At 35.7% G+C, this 14,109-nt stretch carries 12 protein-coding genes and 1 pseudogene; 7 read left to right on the plus strand and 6 right to left on the minus strand.

Features of this window, described 5'->3' with window-relative positions:
* Positions 1-349: 349 nt before the first annotated feature.
* From TERY_RS33960 to TERY_RS22870, 4 genes are all read right to left on the minus strand, one after another.
* Positions 350-520, minus strand: coding sequence for a hypothetical protein (locus TERY_RS33960; protein WP_155994592.1), 171 nt, complete (start codon positions 518-520; stop codon positions 350-352).
* 233 nt (positions 521-753) lie between these two features.
* The gene (locus TERY_RS22860) at positions 754-2,103 is read right to left on the minus strand and encodes a reverse transcriptase N-terminal domain-containing protein (RefSeq protein ID WP_011614008.1); all 1,350 of its coding nucleotides are present in this window, start codon (positions 2,101-2,103) and stop codon (positions 754-756) included.
* 1,259 nt (positions 2,104-3,362) lie between these two features.
* Positions 3,363-4,832: a group II intron reverse transcriptase/maturase gene (gene ltrA / locus TERY_RS22865; protein ID WP_044137028.1), complete on the minus strand. Its 1,470-nt coding sequence runs from the start codon at positions 4,830-4,832 to the stop codon at positions 3,363-3,365.
* A 769-nt stretch (positions 4,833-5,601) separates the two neighbouring features.
* Positions 5,602-5,829 carry a hypothetical protein gene (locus TERY_RS22870; RefSeq protein WP_293064531.1) on the minus strand — a complete coding sequence of 76 codons (228 nt, stop codon included), beginning with the start codon at positions 5,827-5,829 and terminating at the stop codon, positions 5,602-5,604.
* 400 nt (positions 5,830-6,229) lie between these two features.
* On the opposite strand from TERY_RS22870, the gene TERY_RS35490 reads away from it, so the two are divergent.
* A complete protein-coding gene (locus TERY_RS35490) occupies positions 6,230-6,421 on the plus strand; it encodes a hypothetical protein (protein ID WP_196797145.1) in 192 nt (63 codons plus the stop codon).
* A 917-nt stretch (positions 6,422-7,338) separates the two neighbouring features.
* A pseudogene (locus tag TERY_RS22880) lies at positions 7,339-7,686 on the plus strand (reverse transcriptase N-terminal domain-containing protein); the annotation flags it as partial.
* 114 nt (positions 7,687-7,800) lie between these two features.
* Here the strand turns inward: TERY_RS22880 and TERY_RS29050 are convergent.
* Positions 7,801-8,256 carry an IS630 family transposase gene (locus TERY_RS29050; RefSeq protein WP_081432519.1) on the minus strand — a complete coding sequence of 152 codons (456 nt, stop codon included), beginning with the start codon at positions 8,254-8,256 and terminating at the stop codon, positions 7,801-7,803.
* Positions 8,257-8,264: 8 nt separating this feature from the next.
* Complete coding sequence (locus TERY_RS22885; RefSeq protein ID WP_011611074.1) at positions 8,265-8,768, minus strand: helix-turn-helix domain-containing protein; 504 nt, start codon at positions 8,766-8,768, stop codon at positions 8,265-8,267.
* A 73-nt stretch (positions 8,769-8,841) separates the two neighbouring features.
* Here TERY_RS22885 and TERY_RS37730 point away from each other — a divergent pair, with 73 nt between their 5' ends.
* The 5 genes from TERY_RS37730 (at position 8,842) to TERY_RS29065 (ending at position 11,645) form a co-directional block, all read left to right on the plus strand.
* Positions 8,842-9,315, plus strand: a complete 474-nt coding sequence (locus TERY_RS37730) for a reverse transcriptase domain-containing protein (protein WP_052845859.1) — start codon at positions 8,842-8,844, stop codon at positions 9,313-9,315.
* 98 nt (positions 9,316-9,413) lie between these two features.
* Positions 9,414-9,836, plus strand: a complete 423-nt coding sequence (locus TERY_RS37735) for a group II intron maturase-specific domain-containing protein (RefSeq protein WP_370497317.1) — start codon at positions 9,414-9,416, stop codon at positions 9,834-9,836.
* Positions 9,837-10,153: 317 nt separating this feature from the next.
* A complete protein-coding gene (locus tag TERY_RS37740) occupies positions 10,154-10,393 on the plus strand; it encodes a hypothetical protein (protein ID WP_052845861.1) in 240 nt (79 codons plus the stop codon).
* A 284-nt stretch (positions 10,394-10,677) separates the two neighbouring features.
* Positions 10,678-11,181, plus strand: coding sequence for a helix-turn-helix domain-containing protein (locus tag TERY_RS22895; protein WP_011611074.1), 504 nt, complete (start codon positions 10,678-10,680; stop codon positions 11,179-11,181).
* An 8-nt stretch (positions 11,182-11,189) separates the two neighbouring features.
* Entirely contained in the window at positions 11,190-11,645 is a 456-nt protein-coding gene (locus TERY_RS29065; protein ID WP_081432519.1) for an IS630 family transposase, read from the plus strand.
* Positions 11,646-14,109: the final 2,464 nt, after the last annotated feature.

The raw sequence follows: 14,109 nt of genomic DNA on the forward strand, positions 1-14,109 counted from the left end.
ATTGGTATGTTAACAATATTAGAAATATTTACCGTTCCTCCTAATTGACTGAAATAGGGAAAATGGTGCATTAATGGTGCATTATAATAGTAAGTCATAGACCTCTCTAAAAGAAAAATCAAGGTAAAATTATAGTTGCTAATCATAAAGCGAAGTGATAATCTTTAGAGATTTTAATCATTAGAAGAGTTCGGGGTATTGAAGGTATCTCTGAAGATAGAACCAAAAGATAATCTAGAAAAAATTACTCCTTAAATAGTTTAAGTTAGATGCATAGTATACTATAATTATTTATTTGATGACAAAAAATTATAACTAATATATACTTTTAATGACTATTAATGATTAACTAGTATAAATTTGTAGTAAAAGTTACAAAACTTAGTATAAGCGATCGCTCCTCAACTGATGAAGATAAGCGATCGCTAATTTTAAAATTCCTAATTAAATAGGAAGTAATGGGTAAAGTTAATCTACCCTTTCTAATTGCCAGAGAAGTTAAACTAAGCAATTCTATCACCAGAACTGCTCGTCTTCAGAACCGGACGTGAGACTTTCACCTCATCCGGCTCCTCAGTGATTAGGCCCTGATTAAAAGAGTACCTCCACTGTCATAATAAACAGTTTTTACATCGTAGTAATGTCCATAAATTGCAGTTAGCACTTTGTCTTTTTATAGCAGTCATCAGGGAACTTAGGAAATTCTCACACTCTCAAATTTATTCACAGTAAGAATTTTATTTCTGACTTCTGCTATGCCAATTCTATGCTCCAATAAATCAAGTTTGCGTGCCTCAATAATCTAACTTGACTGCCATTCTTGTCACTACCAAAAAATTCTCTCTTGTTTTCCCCAATACTTTGCCAATATTTTTGATAAATCCAATGATTATTTTGATTAGGGTGTCTTCTTTTTGCCCAACCCCAGAGTTTTTGGAATATTAAATTATCCAAATCCTGGAAAATTTTCTTACTCACAAATAATTTCGAGTAATAGTTTACCCAACTTTTAACAATAGGGTTGAGTTTTCTGATTAAGACAGCTTGTGATGCAGACTTATATTTATCTATCACCTCAGCAATGTGACAATAATGACTTCTGATCATCCCCGTACTTGGTTTGATTTTGGTTTTAAAACCCAGCTTACTTTGGTTTTTACTAACCTTATGTTGTCTAATATTAAACCCCAAGAAATCAAATCCAGGTTCTTCTTCACCACACCTATATAGTGTGTGATAAATAATAATTTGACTAGGTTTTAATTCCAAACATAAGTCAGATAAGCACTCTCTAATTATATATTGGCATTTTTGAACTACCTCAATATTTTTGTGAGCGATCACCAAGTTACCTCCATAACGAATCAAACTTAAACCTTCACATTGATCACTCAGTGCTTTAGTGTAATGTTTGATTTTTTCTTCTGTATCATGGAAAGCTATATTTGCCAGTAGTGGAGAAATGACTTCCTCCCATTTAAACAAGTCTTTACCATTGATCAAACCATCTTTTAACCAAACTCGAATTTGTTTGCGTAAAGTGGGATAGGTATCTAATTTTTTTAATAGTTGTTCATGATCAAAACACTTAAAGCATTGACTTATATCAGCTTTCAGTAAATATTTCGGATGAAACTTAACACAATTAACAATTGCTTTCATAGCGTCCTGACATGACTTCGGTAGCTTAAACCCATAAGAAGAAAGTTCAAACTTTGCTTCCCATTGGTTCTCTAGAGACATCTTGACAAGTATTTGCAAGGGTTGGTCCTTAACAGTACTTATCATTGGTTTAACTTTGCTATTTAGTTTTAATCTTTTAGCCAAGGCAAAACATTTGTCTGGAGACAATAATTGAACACCACCAACTTCTATTATTTTCTCACCCTGGTTAATTTGACTAAACCTACGCACCGCCAACAACCTCCCATACCAAGATTTTATCAGCATTTTTTGGAGCTTACGAACTGCAATAACATCACCACGTTGAGAGGCTCTGTAGATTCTTTTCTGTAACTTGAAGACCCGACGCTCAACTTTTGTCCAATTAATCTCACGCCACTCTTTCCATTCCCCCGTAGTCTTTAAACTCGTATTAGACATTTATATTACTTACTCAAACTCTACATTCCAAATCACCGTGTGTCCGTCTGCATATCCCATTAAATTAACAAAGGGCTTTTGCTTGTGACACAATCCCTCCCAATCAAACATACGGTTAGCACCTACTTGAATTTACTATCTCAGTTATCAGTTATCAGTACCTCAGTTGATTTTTGTTATTCCCTTAAAATGCTTTATTATATAAACATCTTTCTTAAAAAAACTTGGGCAAAATAGACAAGTTATCTTTAAGTCTTTGAGAGACTTTTTCAGGAGAACAAAGTGCATTGAAAAATACATTTTTTTGATAAATTAAGTAGTTTTGCAGCAACCTGCCAACCTACTATACTCTTTCTCCCTTTTGCGCTGCTCCCTTTTGCATTGCTCCCCACAATATTTTCAGAAGTTTCTGATAACAGATAACTTCAAATAGGAAGCTTAAAAGCTTATTTTTTACTCAAGTATTGCACTAAAAAAAAGAATTATAGCACTTCCCAGAGTAATTGAGATTCTCGCGCCTCTCAAATATTGTCATAACAAGAATGTACGGGGTAATGGCCAGAAAGCCCCTACTTTTTAATTGTGACTTCTGTGGCTGAGTGTTAATAAATAGCTATTCAAGAGTTTTTCATGGGTTACTTCGTTCCAAATGACCTTATCTATATACCTTTAGGATGATGCTTTGCGCCGGGTTTAGGGGAAGTGCTTGTTAGTCGAACCAAATCTCGCTAACTCCCTATCCTTTGCCTTTTGGCTCCAGTGTCACAGCTTATTTCACTGGTTGAACGTAACGACGCTTCACTCACATCTTCGCACTATAGCTATCCAATGGGTATTTTGCTCGATGGGAACCAACCTAAGCTGTCAGTTGTACCACCTTTTCACCCCGCTTTACGGATTGGTTGGGTAGGAGAAAGTACGTCGCCGTATCTCTCCCCCCTAAGAACCGGACTTGACAGTTGTCCCATCATCCGGCTCAAGCCTCTTGCCTTACAGAACATTTGCCTGTGTATATATATTTGTGACAACATTTATACAAGTGGACTAGGCCATAAATTTTGTCCATGCCACCGTCTTTCACCCTTATTTTTTTGATGGGTGTGCAGTTTCTCTCAGTTAAATAAGTGTTCACCACTCATAGGAACATTTCCAGCTCTGAGCTTAGGTAATTTTGTAGTATTTTGAACCTTGACCCGATGAGCTTTGTCATATTTTGTATAACGTTATTTCAAATATTTGGTTAAAGAGGGGTTCTCCGGCTATGCCGTGCCTTTAATTTTTACATGACGTTGAATGGGAACTTTTCCTAGTCGGCAGATGGCTATTGTTTCCTTCTTGCCATACCTATTGCTTATGTTTGTTGCGAAAGTCCACTTGTTTCCGTTGACGGTTTTGAAGTATTTCTTTCGCACCCATTCCTTACCTTTTCCTTTTTGTTTCCCCACTCGCTTCGAGTGTCTTCTTAATGACCATTGCCAGAGTGATTTCCAAATTTCGTGGTCAACATAGGAAAATATTCGTTGACTTACACCATGTCTGTAGTAGTTCCCCCATCCTCTAATAATTGAATTAAGGTTTGCAATTACTGCTTCTTGTGTACTGGTCGGGTGTGCTTTGAGCCACCCCCGAATTAGTGTGAGAAATTCCTTAACTTTCTCTTTTTGTGGAACTATGAAGCAGCTACCGTTGAACTGGCGGACATTGAACCCTAAAAAGTTGAATCCTTGTTCAATATGAACTAAGTTGGTTTTGTCCTTATTAAGTTCTAATCCTCTTTCTGATAGCCATTTTTCAATAGTGGGGATTATCGCTTTGATGTCTTCCTCACTTCGAGCGGTGATTATGAAGTCATCAGCGTATCGGATAAATCCGTATTTATCTAACTTCTTTTTCTTGGTGTATTCCTCATCCGTTGTCGGCCTTGTACATTGATAGGTTTTCACTGTTTTGTACCTAGCTAACAATCTTTCCATCCCATCAAAGGCTATGTTGGCAAGTAAGGGGCTAATTATGCCTCTTGAAGAAGTCCCCCCCTCTGTCTTGTGGAAAACTTCGGCTTCTAAATACCCTGCTTTTAGCCATTGCTTGATTAACTCTCTACCAGGGATTTCTCCGATAGCTTTGAGGATGTATTCATGGGTAATATTGTCAAAATCTTGTTTAATATCGACATCTAGTATCCATGTATCCTTTCCTTTTTGGAGTCTAATCCAGAATTGTTCAAGAGGATCATGGCAACTTCTACCTGGGTGGAATCCGTAGGAATTTGTCTCGAATTCTGCGTCCCAAATTGGTTCTAACCCATTCTTAACAACTGCCTGAGCAACTCGGTTTTTGACTGTGGGGATGCCTAGTGGACCTTGTTGACGGTTTGCCTTGGGGATGTATACCCTTTTAGCTGGTTTGGCTTGCCACAGCCTATATGTCAGCATTTCTTTGACAAGTTTGACTTTTTCTACAGAAGTCTTTGCCGTCTGAGCGTCTCTCCCCATCCTTCGTATCCCTTGGTTTTCTTGAGTCACCCTTCGCACTGACAGTAGTAGGTTGGAGTAACTGCGTAGCATCAGTTTCATTAGGCTGCGAACCTTATTCCACTGACTGTTCTGTTTAGCACGATAAATTCTCCGTCTTAGGTTCCTAACACACTTTTTAATGGTCTTCCAATTAATGTCCAACCACTCTTTTAATGGTTCCTTAGCTCCGATTTCATTACTGAATCTATCTTTCACTTCGGCTCAGTTCCTTCTTTGAAGTTTTATCGTTTGAGACCTGGTGGAAGTCTGCCATCTTTCAATGTAGGGCAAATATTTTAGCCCTCAGGCTTCTTGAAGGGTACCCCTATCTCCTGTATTACACAGAAGCATTTGCTTTCTCCACCTTCCTTTACCCTCTAGATAATTCCGTCTTCTTTACAGTTGACCTACTCAAGTTTTGGACCTTCACCTGAGAACCTATAGGGCTTACTGTGTCCCGTACATCTGAACTTCAATTGAGTTAGGATTCCATCTCTATCCCGGCAGGAGTTTAGTTCTCTCATTATGACCAGCCATACTGTCATAACCAACCTGCTTACCTTTTGGTCAGAGTGTATCAACCTGGTTTCACTCTTAGAGCGAATTACGGGACTATCAATAATGGTTTACTTTCGTTAATCCTTCTCAATCTTCCCCTTGTCTTCCTTACAATTCAGGTTTTGTAGCTTGGACTTTTGTGCCTTGCATTCCGTCAGTTTCATTACTTACTGTTGACGTAGGCAGAGTCAGTGACTCCTTTACATGGGGACAAGGGGAGAGAATCCCTTGGAGGAGACAGCTCCTCATTCTTAGCGTGTTGTACACGTTGGATATACGATTTTCACATCGCACATGGCTAGTCGCTACCGTAGGGGTGATGCTGTCAACCCTGCACCTGGGCAGGAGGAATCACACCTCCAAGGTCATTTAGTTATAAGGCTAATGGCCTTACTCTGCTCACATCTTGGTACTATGACCCTAACTTTTAGCAGAAACGAATCGCACTTTGGTTCCCTTCACGACGGACTCTAGATACAACCCAGTTCCGCCATACCCAATGATCTCCACGACTAGTAACTGCACTGGCATTGATATCCATTAAATCTGCCAGTTCAGAGCTAGTGATTAGATAGCCTTTATTGGCCACTTCATCGGCTATATGTAGGGTTTCAATTAAGTTACGCAGTTGCCCAACCCTCTGCTCCCTAGGCATATTTTCGACTAATTCGTTAGTTGTTTCATTCATAGTAAGTTTCAGATTATATTGCCAGATACTACGGCTTATAATTCTATCGTTTTATCACAAATTTTGCTTAGTTGCTTAATTACTTTTGTATATTCTGGACTAACTCTGGTTGAGAATTGCCGTTAGAAGTGAAAGATTGTTTTATCCTCAGACATTTTTTTAAGCTTAAGAGTTCTGTAGATAAACTATAAAATTATGTCTATAAGTGCAAAATGATTGTTCCTTCAAATTTGTAAATATTGAGGTGAGTGCTATAGATTTTTCTTTCTATATATCCTATAGAAATTTCGGTACTGCATCAAGAAAGTTTAGGAATAATAGTATGAGTATTATCCCTAAATACTTTCAAGAAATACTCTCAATTATTATGAAATGTCCTTTTTGTGGCCATCAGGAAAATCATAAACATGGAAAGACTAGTAATGTTCTCAACGATATTATTGTCCTGAATGCCTACAAACTTTCACCGATACTTTTGACGCTCTTTACTACTGGCGAAAAGTTGGACATGAAAAAATCCCTATGGTTCTACAGGCTCATGTTGAGGTTAGTAGTTTAAGAGGAACTAGTTGAACAGTAAACCTGGCCTATAAGACGGTAGTCAGTTTGGTGAGGACGACCTTTTAAAAGGGAGAAATGATTCATAATGGCCATGTAGAAAATCTGAAAACCTCACAGGTTAGCAGTGATAAATTTTGGTCATTTGTTCAAAAAAACAAAAACATGGTCACATGAATAAATTGACAGAAGGTGACTGTGGGATAGGCATCACTCAAGCTTCATCCAGCCTATTAAATTTAAGTGAAGCGAGTAAATAAACATACTGACCAGTTTATTGAACAATTAATTGTCAACACAGAAGGGAAAACTAACTGTAAACAATGGGTGCGACTCGTTGGTCACTAAACCAGGAAACTGGGTATAAATGACCGTCCTAAATCAATACATGGGATACCCCGATTTAGAACAACTCTTATTACCTTGATGGTGAAATTCCATCCACCTTGTTGTTAGGTTGACAGCATAAACCACAGGGTAGCGACTGAACATCAATCCCTGAAGCTGGTTTAAAAGCGGGAAAATACCAGTTACCGAGAAACGATACCGCGAGCAAAGGTTGACAAGTGGACGAACAGGAAGGTAATCAAACTCCCGTCATACAGGACCATTCCAAAGGTAGCTGTGGAATGTAGGACGAAAGTCAGAGGAATAATGGGCATAAATATCCATTGGTTTATGTCAACAACCATTCAAGGCCTCCGGGAGAGTTTACCCCACTAAATCAATCGTAATAAAGGAATAAGGGAACGAGGAAACCTCTTTAAGACACCTAAGTAAATAGGTCGAAAACTTAGGAAGCCATTCAAGGTCAATCTACACAAAAGTTGTAGGTCTTAAAGGGAATAGGATTGAGTAAGAAGCATTGCAGATGCAGACGTACTCACTGTTGAACGTAATATAGAGTAATGATTAGTCATGAACAAAGCTGAAATACTAAAAAGAAAATTGGACAACCCAAGGCCCTTTTCAAGTGTGGCATGGGACGCTTACGATATACCTAGCCAAGCGTGTGTTAATCCAAACCTAAAATGGAAAGACATTAACTGGAAAAAGGTAGAAAAGTATGTGTTTAAGTTACAAAAGTTAATCTATAGAGCATCCAGCCGTGGCGAAATCCGCAAAATGCGTAAATATCAAAAACTTCTGACCAAAAGTTATTATGCAAGGTTGCTAGCTGTCAGGCGCGTTACCCAGGACAACCAGGGAAAGAAAACTGCTGGTATAGATGGCATAAAAAGCCTTCCCCCAATGCAAAGATTTAATACCAATTTCCTAAAGTCCGACTACACATAATGCTTCAAGAATAAAATCATATCCTGTACAAGAAGCAATATCTTTTTGACTAAATCCAGTTAATATATTTCTCAGGATTCTGCGTCAGAAATCTAAGGAATCGAAAACTCGATTTTTCAAGAATTTTTTCACCTCTTTCCACAGTCTTTCAATGGGATTAACTTCGGGACAATAAGGAGGTTGAAATAATAAAATGATGTGATCAGGGATAGATAAATCATTCCCTAGATGCCCTCGCCCGTTATCTAGTTGAATAATATGAATCTCTTCAGGATATGTTTGAGAAAAAAGCTCTAAAAATCTTTCAAAGCAAGGAGTATCTAGATGACTAAATTCATAAAAAAAGGAATCTCCTGTTTTTGGTTCTACTAAACCATAAAGCCATAGATATTTAAATAGCCATTGATATAAACCAATGGGCTTAACACCGCAAGCAGTAATGACTTTACCTGTTATAGTTTTTAATCCAATTCTAGTCTCGTCTTGACACCAATAGCGAATTGGCAGTTGATTTTCCGAATATTTATTAATTAACTTAATTTTCTCTTCTAGTTGAGATGAGAGTTTTTTTTAAAGTTTTCTTGAGCTTCTTTATTTTGTTTTATGTGATTTGGACGTGGAACTTTTAATTTACTTTTTAATTTAAATCTGACTAATTGATGAACTGTTCGATAAGACAGCTCGATGTCAAAACAAGTCGTTAACCACTGTTGAATTTCACCATAGCTTTGGAAACCTTCCGGGTTTTGCAATTCTGCTTCTAATTTCTCGATTACATTTGGTGGAATTGAACTTGGCCTCCCTCCTAGATTTTTCTTTGGTTCTAGTAAAAGATTCAGTCCACCTGTACGATATTTCCCTAACCATTTTTGTACTGTGACTCGATTGCGTCCTAACATTATCGCAATTTCTTTTACTGTTTCTACTGTTTGAGTTTTCAACCAGTAAATAGTTTGAAGTCTTTCCTTTTCTTGAGCTGTACTCGCACTTTTTAAAAGTTTTTTGAGAGTTTCTACCGATTCATTTATCTCAATTTTTACTACTCCTGACATGGGGACATTTTCTATAATAGGTTACTTCTAAAAGTGTAGCTTAAGTTTATGAAATTAGTATAACTTGGTAGAAATGTTAAGGTCACGACATCTTAAAGCAAGCCCAACCCGTAGAGTCTGGATACCAAAACCAGGGAGAGAAGAAAAACGCCCATTAGGCATACCAACTATGTACGACAGGGCACTTCAAGCACTGGTAAAGCTAGGTAGGTCACCAGAATGGGAGGCGCTTTTCGAACCTAATAGTTATGGTCTTTTCCGGAGGTCAACACATGATGCTATCGCAGCAATCTATGTCAGTATTAACCACAAACCAAAATATGTTTTAGATGCTGACATATCCAAGTGTTTTGACCGAATTAATCATGATGCACTGTTGAGAAAAATAGGTCGAACACCTTACAGACGATTAATCAAGCAATGGTTAAAATCTGGAGTATTCGACAACAAACAATTCTCAAACACTGTGGAAGGTACACCACAGGGAGGGGTAATATCACCCTTAAAGAGCAAACATCGCCCTACACGGGGAAAGAAAAATGCCTAAAAAATTACGCAGAAACTCTTCGAGGGAACAAACGTAATAATAAACATGCATTATCCTTAATACGATATGCTGATGACTTTGTAATCCTACACAAAGACATCAAAGTATTGTTACAAGCAAAAACCGTAATACAGGAATGGTTAAATCATGTAGGATTAGAACTAAAACCAGAAAAAACTAAAATTGCCCACACCTTGGAAGAATATGACGGCAACAAACCCGGATTTGACTTCCTAGGATTCACAATAAGGCAATGGAAAGTTAAGACAACCAAACAAGGATTCAAAACACTGATTAAACCGTCTTCCAAGAGCATAAAAACTCATTATCGGAAGCTGGCGGATATATGTGATAAACACAAAAACGCCCCTACAAAAGCTTTAATAGCTAAACTTAATCCGGTGATTAGAGGATGGGCCAACTACTTCTCCACTATAATCAGTAAAGAAACCTTTTCAAAGCTAGATTACCTACTCTGGAGAAGGTTAGGTCGATGGACAAGTAGGAGGCATCCAAAATAAGTCAGCCAAATGGGTCAAGAAGAAGTACTTCCCTCGCTGCAAAGTCACCAGAAACTGGATACTTAACGACGGCGAGTATATACTTAACCAACACTCAGACGTTGCTATAGTAAGACACGTCAAGGTTAAAGGTAATAAATCCCCATTAGACGGTGATTGGACTTATTGGAGCAGTAGAATAGGAAAACATCCAGGCATAAGGAAAGAAGTTACAACGCTGTTAAAACGGCAAAAGAATAAATGCGCATTTTGTGGACTAACCTTTAGATTAACCGACCTTATGGAAATCGACCATATAAAACCAAGGTCTGAAGGCGGTGATAACACAACTAAAAACAAACAACTGTTACACCGACATTGTCACGATACTAAAACTGCTTGATTATAATAAAACATACACAAAACCTAAGTTACAGGACTTACCTGATGAATACCTATGGGTAGATGATATGTTAATTCTAACACAGGGATGTACCTATGAAAAAGGACGTTTAGGAGAGGAGCCGGATGAGGTGAAAGTCTCACGTCCGGTTTTGAAGACGAGTCGGGTAAGGTAACTTACCTGGCGAATGTTTAACTATACAGATGATTGGGGAGGGCCTAAACGAGCCCTACCCCCAACAGTAGAGGATATTATTGGTGAAAACCAAACCCACCATAAGGATGGAACTAACGGAATTGTTGGGTAACTTCTAGGTCTCAAGAAAAGGAAATACTTCAAGTTATTTACTGGTTAAAAACTAAAGTAGTAGAAACAGTCAAAGAAATTTTGATTATGTTATACTAATTTCATAAACTTAAGCTACACTTTTAGAAGTAACCTATTATAGAAAATGTCCCCATGTCAGGAGTAGTAAAAATTGAGATAAATGAATCGGTAGAAACTCTCAAAAAACTTTTAAAAAGTGCGAGTACAGCTCAAGAAAAGGAAAGACTTCAAACTATTTACTGGTTGAAAACTCAAACAGTAGAAACAGTAAAAGAAATTGCGATAATGTTAGGACGCAATCGAGTCACAGTACAAAAATGGTTAGGGAAATATCGTACAGGTGGACTGAATCTTTTACTAGAACCAAAGAAAAATCTAGGAGGGAGGCCAAGTTCAATTCCACCAAATGTAATCGAGAAATTAGAAGCAGAATTGCAAAACCCGGAAGGTTTCCAAAGCTATGGTGAAATTCAACAGTGGTTAACGACTTGTTTTGACATCGAGCTGTCTTATCGAACAGTTCATCAATTAGTCAGATTTAAATTAAAAAGTAAATTAAAAGTTCCACGTCCAAATCACATAAAACAAAATAAAGAAGCTCAAGAAAACTTTAAAAAAAACTCTCATCTCAACTAGAAGAGAAAATTAAGTTAATTAATAAATATTCGGAAAATCAACTGCCAATTCGCTATTGGTGTCAAGACGAGACTAGAATTGGATTAAAAACTATAACAGGTAAAGTCATTACTGCTTGCGGTGTTAAGCCCATTGGTTTATATCAATGGCTATTTAAATATCTATGGCTTTATGGTTTAGTAGAACCAAAAACAGGAGATTCCTTTTTTTATGAATTTAGTCATCTAGATACTCCTTGCTTTGAAAGATTTTTAGAGCTTTTTTCTCAAACATATCCTGAAGAGATTCATATTATTCAACTAGATAACGGGCGAGGGCATCTAGGGAATGATTTATCTATCCCTGATCACATCATTTTATTATTTCAACCTCCTTATTGTCCCGAAGTTAATCCCATTGAAAGACTGTGGAAAGAGGTGAAAAAATTCTTGAAAAATCGAGTTTTCGATTCCTTAGATTTCTGACGCAGAATCCTGAGAAATATATTAACTGGATTTAGTCAAAAAGATATTGCTTCTTGTACAGGATATGATTTTATTCTTGAAGCATTATGTGTAGTCGGACTTTAGGAAATTGGTATTAGGACACAATGGGGTCACAGTACAAAAATGGTTAAGTATATAATATAGTGATTTACTAAAGTAAATTAAAATCCTGCGTCCAAAGCCTCACGGGATGAAAAGGGAGTTAAAAGCCATATTTAGAAGGGAATTTGCCTTCGGGGACTGAAGAATATTTCAATAAAAAAAACGCTTATTGAGAAATATTGGGGTGTAGTGCGTTCAAAGAGCGAACCAACTACATCCCCTAATTGTATTTAATTATTATTCAAGCTGTATCAGAGAATAATATTATGAAAAAATTCACATTAATTAATTGATTTTTAATTAAAAATTACTGTCTAATTAACCACTGTATTTATCCCTTTGACTCCCCTTCAATAATATAGTAATTAATGAGGATTAAGGCTCGTAAAATTTTCTACTAATTTTCAGATAAAATAATCATTTCTTGCCCAATAAATCCTAGATAATCCTACAAAAAAAAACTACTGTATCTTCTTTCTTTTCTACTTTTTTCATTAGTTTAGGAATTTTTGTACCTAAAAGCCAGAGAGGATTTAAAATAGATATACTTACTCAAGATAAGCAAGAAACAAAATAAATATAGCCAATCAGTAAATATATAAATTATTTTGTCCATACAGATATAATAAATTGATATATATTATTGAACCCCTTTATTTTTATTTTTTTGGACTTGAAATGATCTAAGTGTGTATGAAATAGCTATTAATAAAATTAAATTATTCAATCTCGTTTCATTGGCCTTGAGTGATTCTAAATTGTAACCACCAGTTTTATAGTCTTTAAACATTGTTTTAATTTCCATTCTCTGACTATATATTTTTTTTAATCTTTCCGGTAGATGATAAATTGGTAAGAATATACCATTTTTATGATAAATTGGTAAGAATATACCATTTTTATACAACAGATTTTTGACGATATTTCTGTTTTTTATACACGAGTAAATTATATGTTCCTACCTTCAAAATTTTGGGGAATATATAGTTCAATAACAGTTTAGTTTCACCGACATTTACTTTTAATTCTGAGAGTTGACAATATTTTGTACCTGGTTTAATCATCGTCGATTTTTTTTTTCTCAAAACAAAATATATATCTTGCTTCTGATATTGTTTAAACCAGTGAGATAGAAAATACTATGGAACTCTCTATCTGCTATCAGAATAATTGTCTGGCCTTTTAATAATCTTATAACTGGACAAATTACTGCTTTTTGTTAGGTTAAATTACTAGCTCATTTATGAGTTAAAATTTTCTAATGTATAGGTAAAGCCCTCTTTTTCCAAGCTAAAGTAATCATTAATATATTAGTATTTTGCCACTGAGTTATATCTAAAATTAATACTAATTCTGAGGGAAAAATAAATAAATTTTCTCTTGTTTTTTTTACTAAAGGAAAACAAAATAAAGCCAGGATAAACTATTTTAAATTTAAAAATATTTGTCTATTTTTTTTCGTTTATTTTCTAATTTTATTAGTAGTAGAAAATAATTACTTAATTTTGATATTTGTACATTTTTATGTACTGGCATTAAATATAATAATATTTGTAATGTTACTACTTGAGATGGACTCATTCTTGGCTTAATATAGTATCTATAAAAGCCTAATATATTCACTTTTATTGATTTTTATTTGTAATTACTAAACCTTTTTTATCATATTTTTAACTATTTCCAAAACTTTTTAAATGAATAAATTATAAACTCAAAGTGGGAGGTGTAGTGCGAGGGCAGAACCCTGGCGCTAAACCCCAACATTTCTCAATAATAGTTTTCTTTTAATTAAATTATTCCTCAGTCCCCGAAGGCAAATCTATTTCTATATATAGCTTTCAACTAGCTTGTCGCCCCGTGAGGTCCAAAGCATATAAAACAAGATAAAGGAGCTAAAGAAAACTTAAAAAAAACTGTCATCTCAAATAGAAGAGAAAATTAATTTAATTAATTAATTAATATTATTTTCCAATAATGTTCCAGAAAAATTAAAACAGAAGCGACCCATTCCCTATTGGTGTGAAGATTAAACTAGAATTGGATTAAAACTATAACAGTTAATAAAATCATAAAGCCCTTATGGAGTAAAACCAATAGGACTCTATCAATGGTTATTTTACCCATCCCTAATGCTCCTTTCCTACCGAGGCGATAGGGGTAGATGTAGTGTAGTTGAACCCAAAATAGGATACTCCTTTTTTGATGAATTTAGTCATATAGATAACCCTTGATTTGAAATATTTTTGAGAGCTTTTTGCAGAGAAATATCCTCTATAAAATCATATAATTTAGTTAGATAATTGATCAGTAGCACATCAAGGTTAAATTTCCTCTATTTGTG

The sequence above is a fragment of the Trichodesmium erythraeum IMS101 genome (assembly GCF_000014265.1).
In the GTDB taxonomy this organism is placed as follows: Bacteria; Cyanobacteriota; Cyanobacteriia; order Cyanobacteriales; family Microcoleaceae; genus Trichodesmium; species Trichodesmium erythraeum.

Excerpts from the sequence above, each read along its gene's own strand:
- TERY_RS22895 (WP_011611074.1), top strand. The coding sequence starts at position 10,678 with ATGTCAGGAGTAGTAAAAATTGAGATAAATGAATCGGTAGAAACTCTC.
- TERY_RS37730 (WP_052845859.1), top strand. The coding sequence starts at position 8,842 with ATGTTAAGGTCACGACATCTTAAAGCAAGCCCAACCCGTAGAGTCTGG.
- TERY_RS22870 (WP_293064531.1), bottom strand. The coding sequence starts at position 5,829 with ATGCCTAGGGAGCAGAGGGTTGGGCAACTGCGTAACTTAATTGAAACC.
- TERY_RS35490 (WP_196797145.1), top strand. The coding sequence starts at position 6,230 with ATGAAATGTCCTTTTTGTGGCCATCAGGAAAATCATAAACATGGAAAG.
- TERY_RS22860 (WP_011614008.1), bottom strand. The coding sequence starts at position 2,103 with ATGTCTAATACGAGTTTAAAGACTACGGGGGAATGGAAAGAGTGGCGT.
- TERY_RS22885 (WP_011611074.1), bottom strand. The coding sequence starts at position 8,768 with ATGTCAGGAGTAGTAAAAATTGAGATAAATGAATCGGTAGAAACTCTC.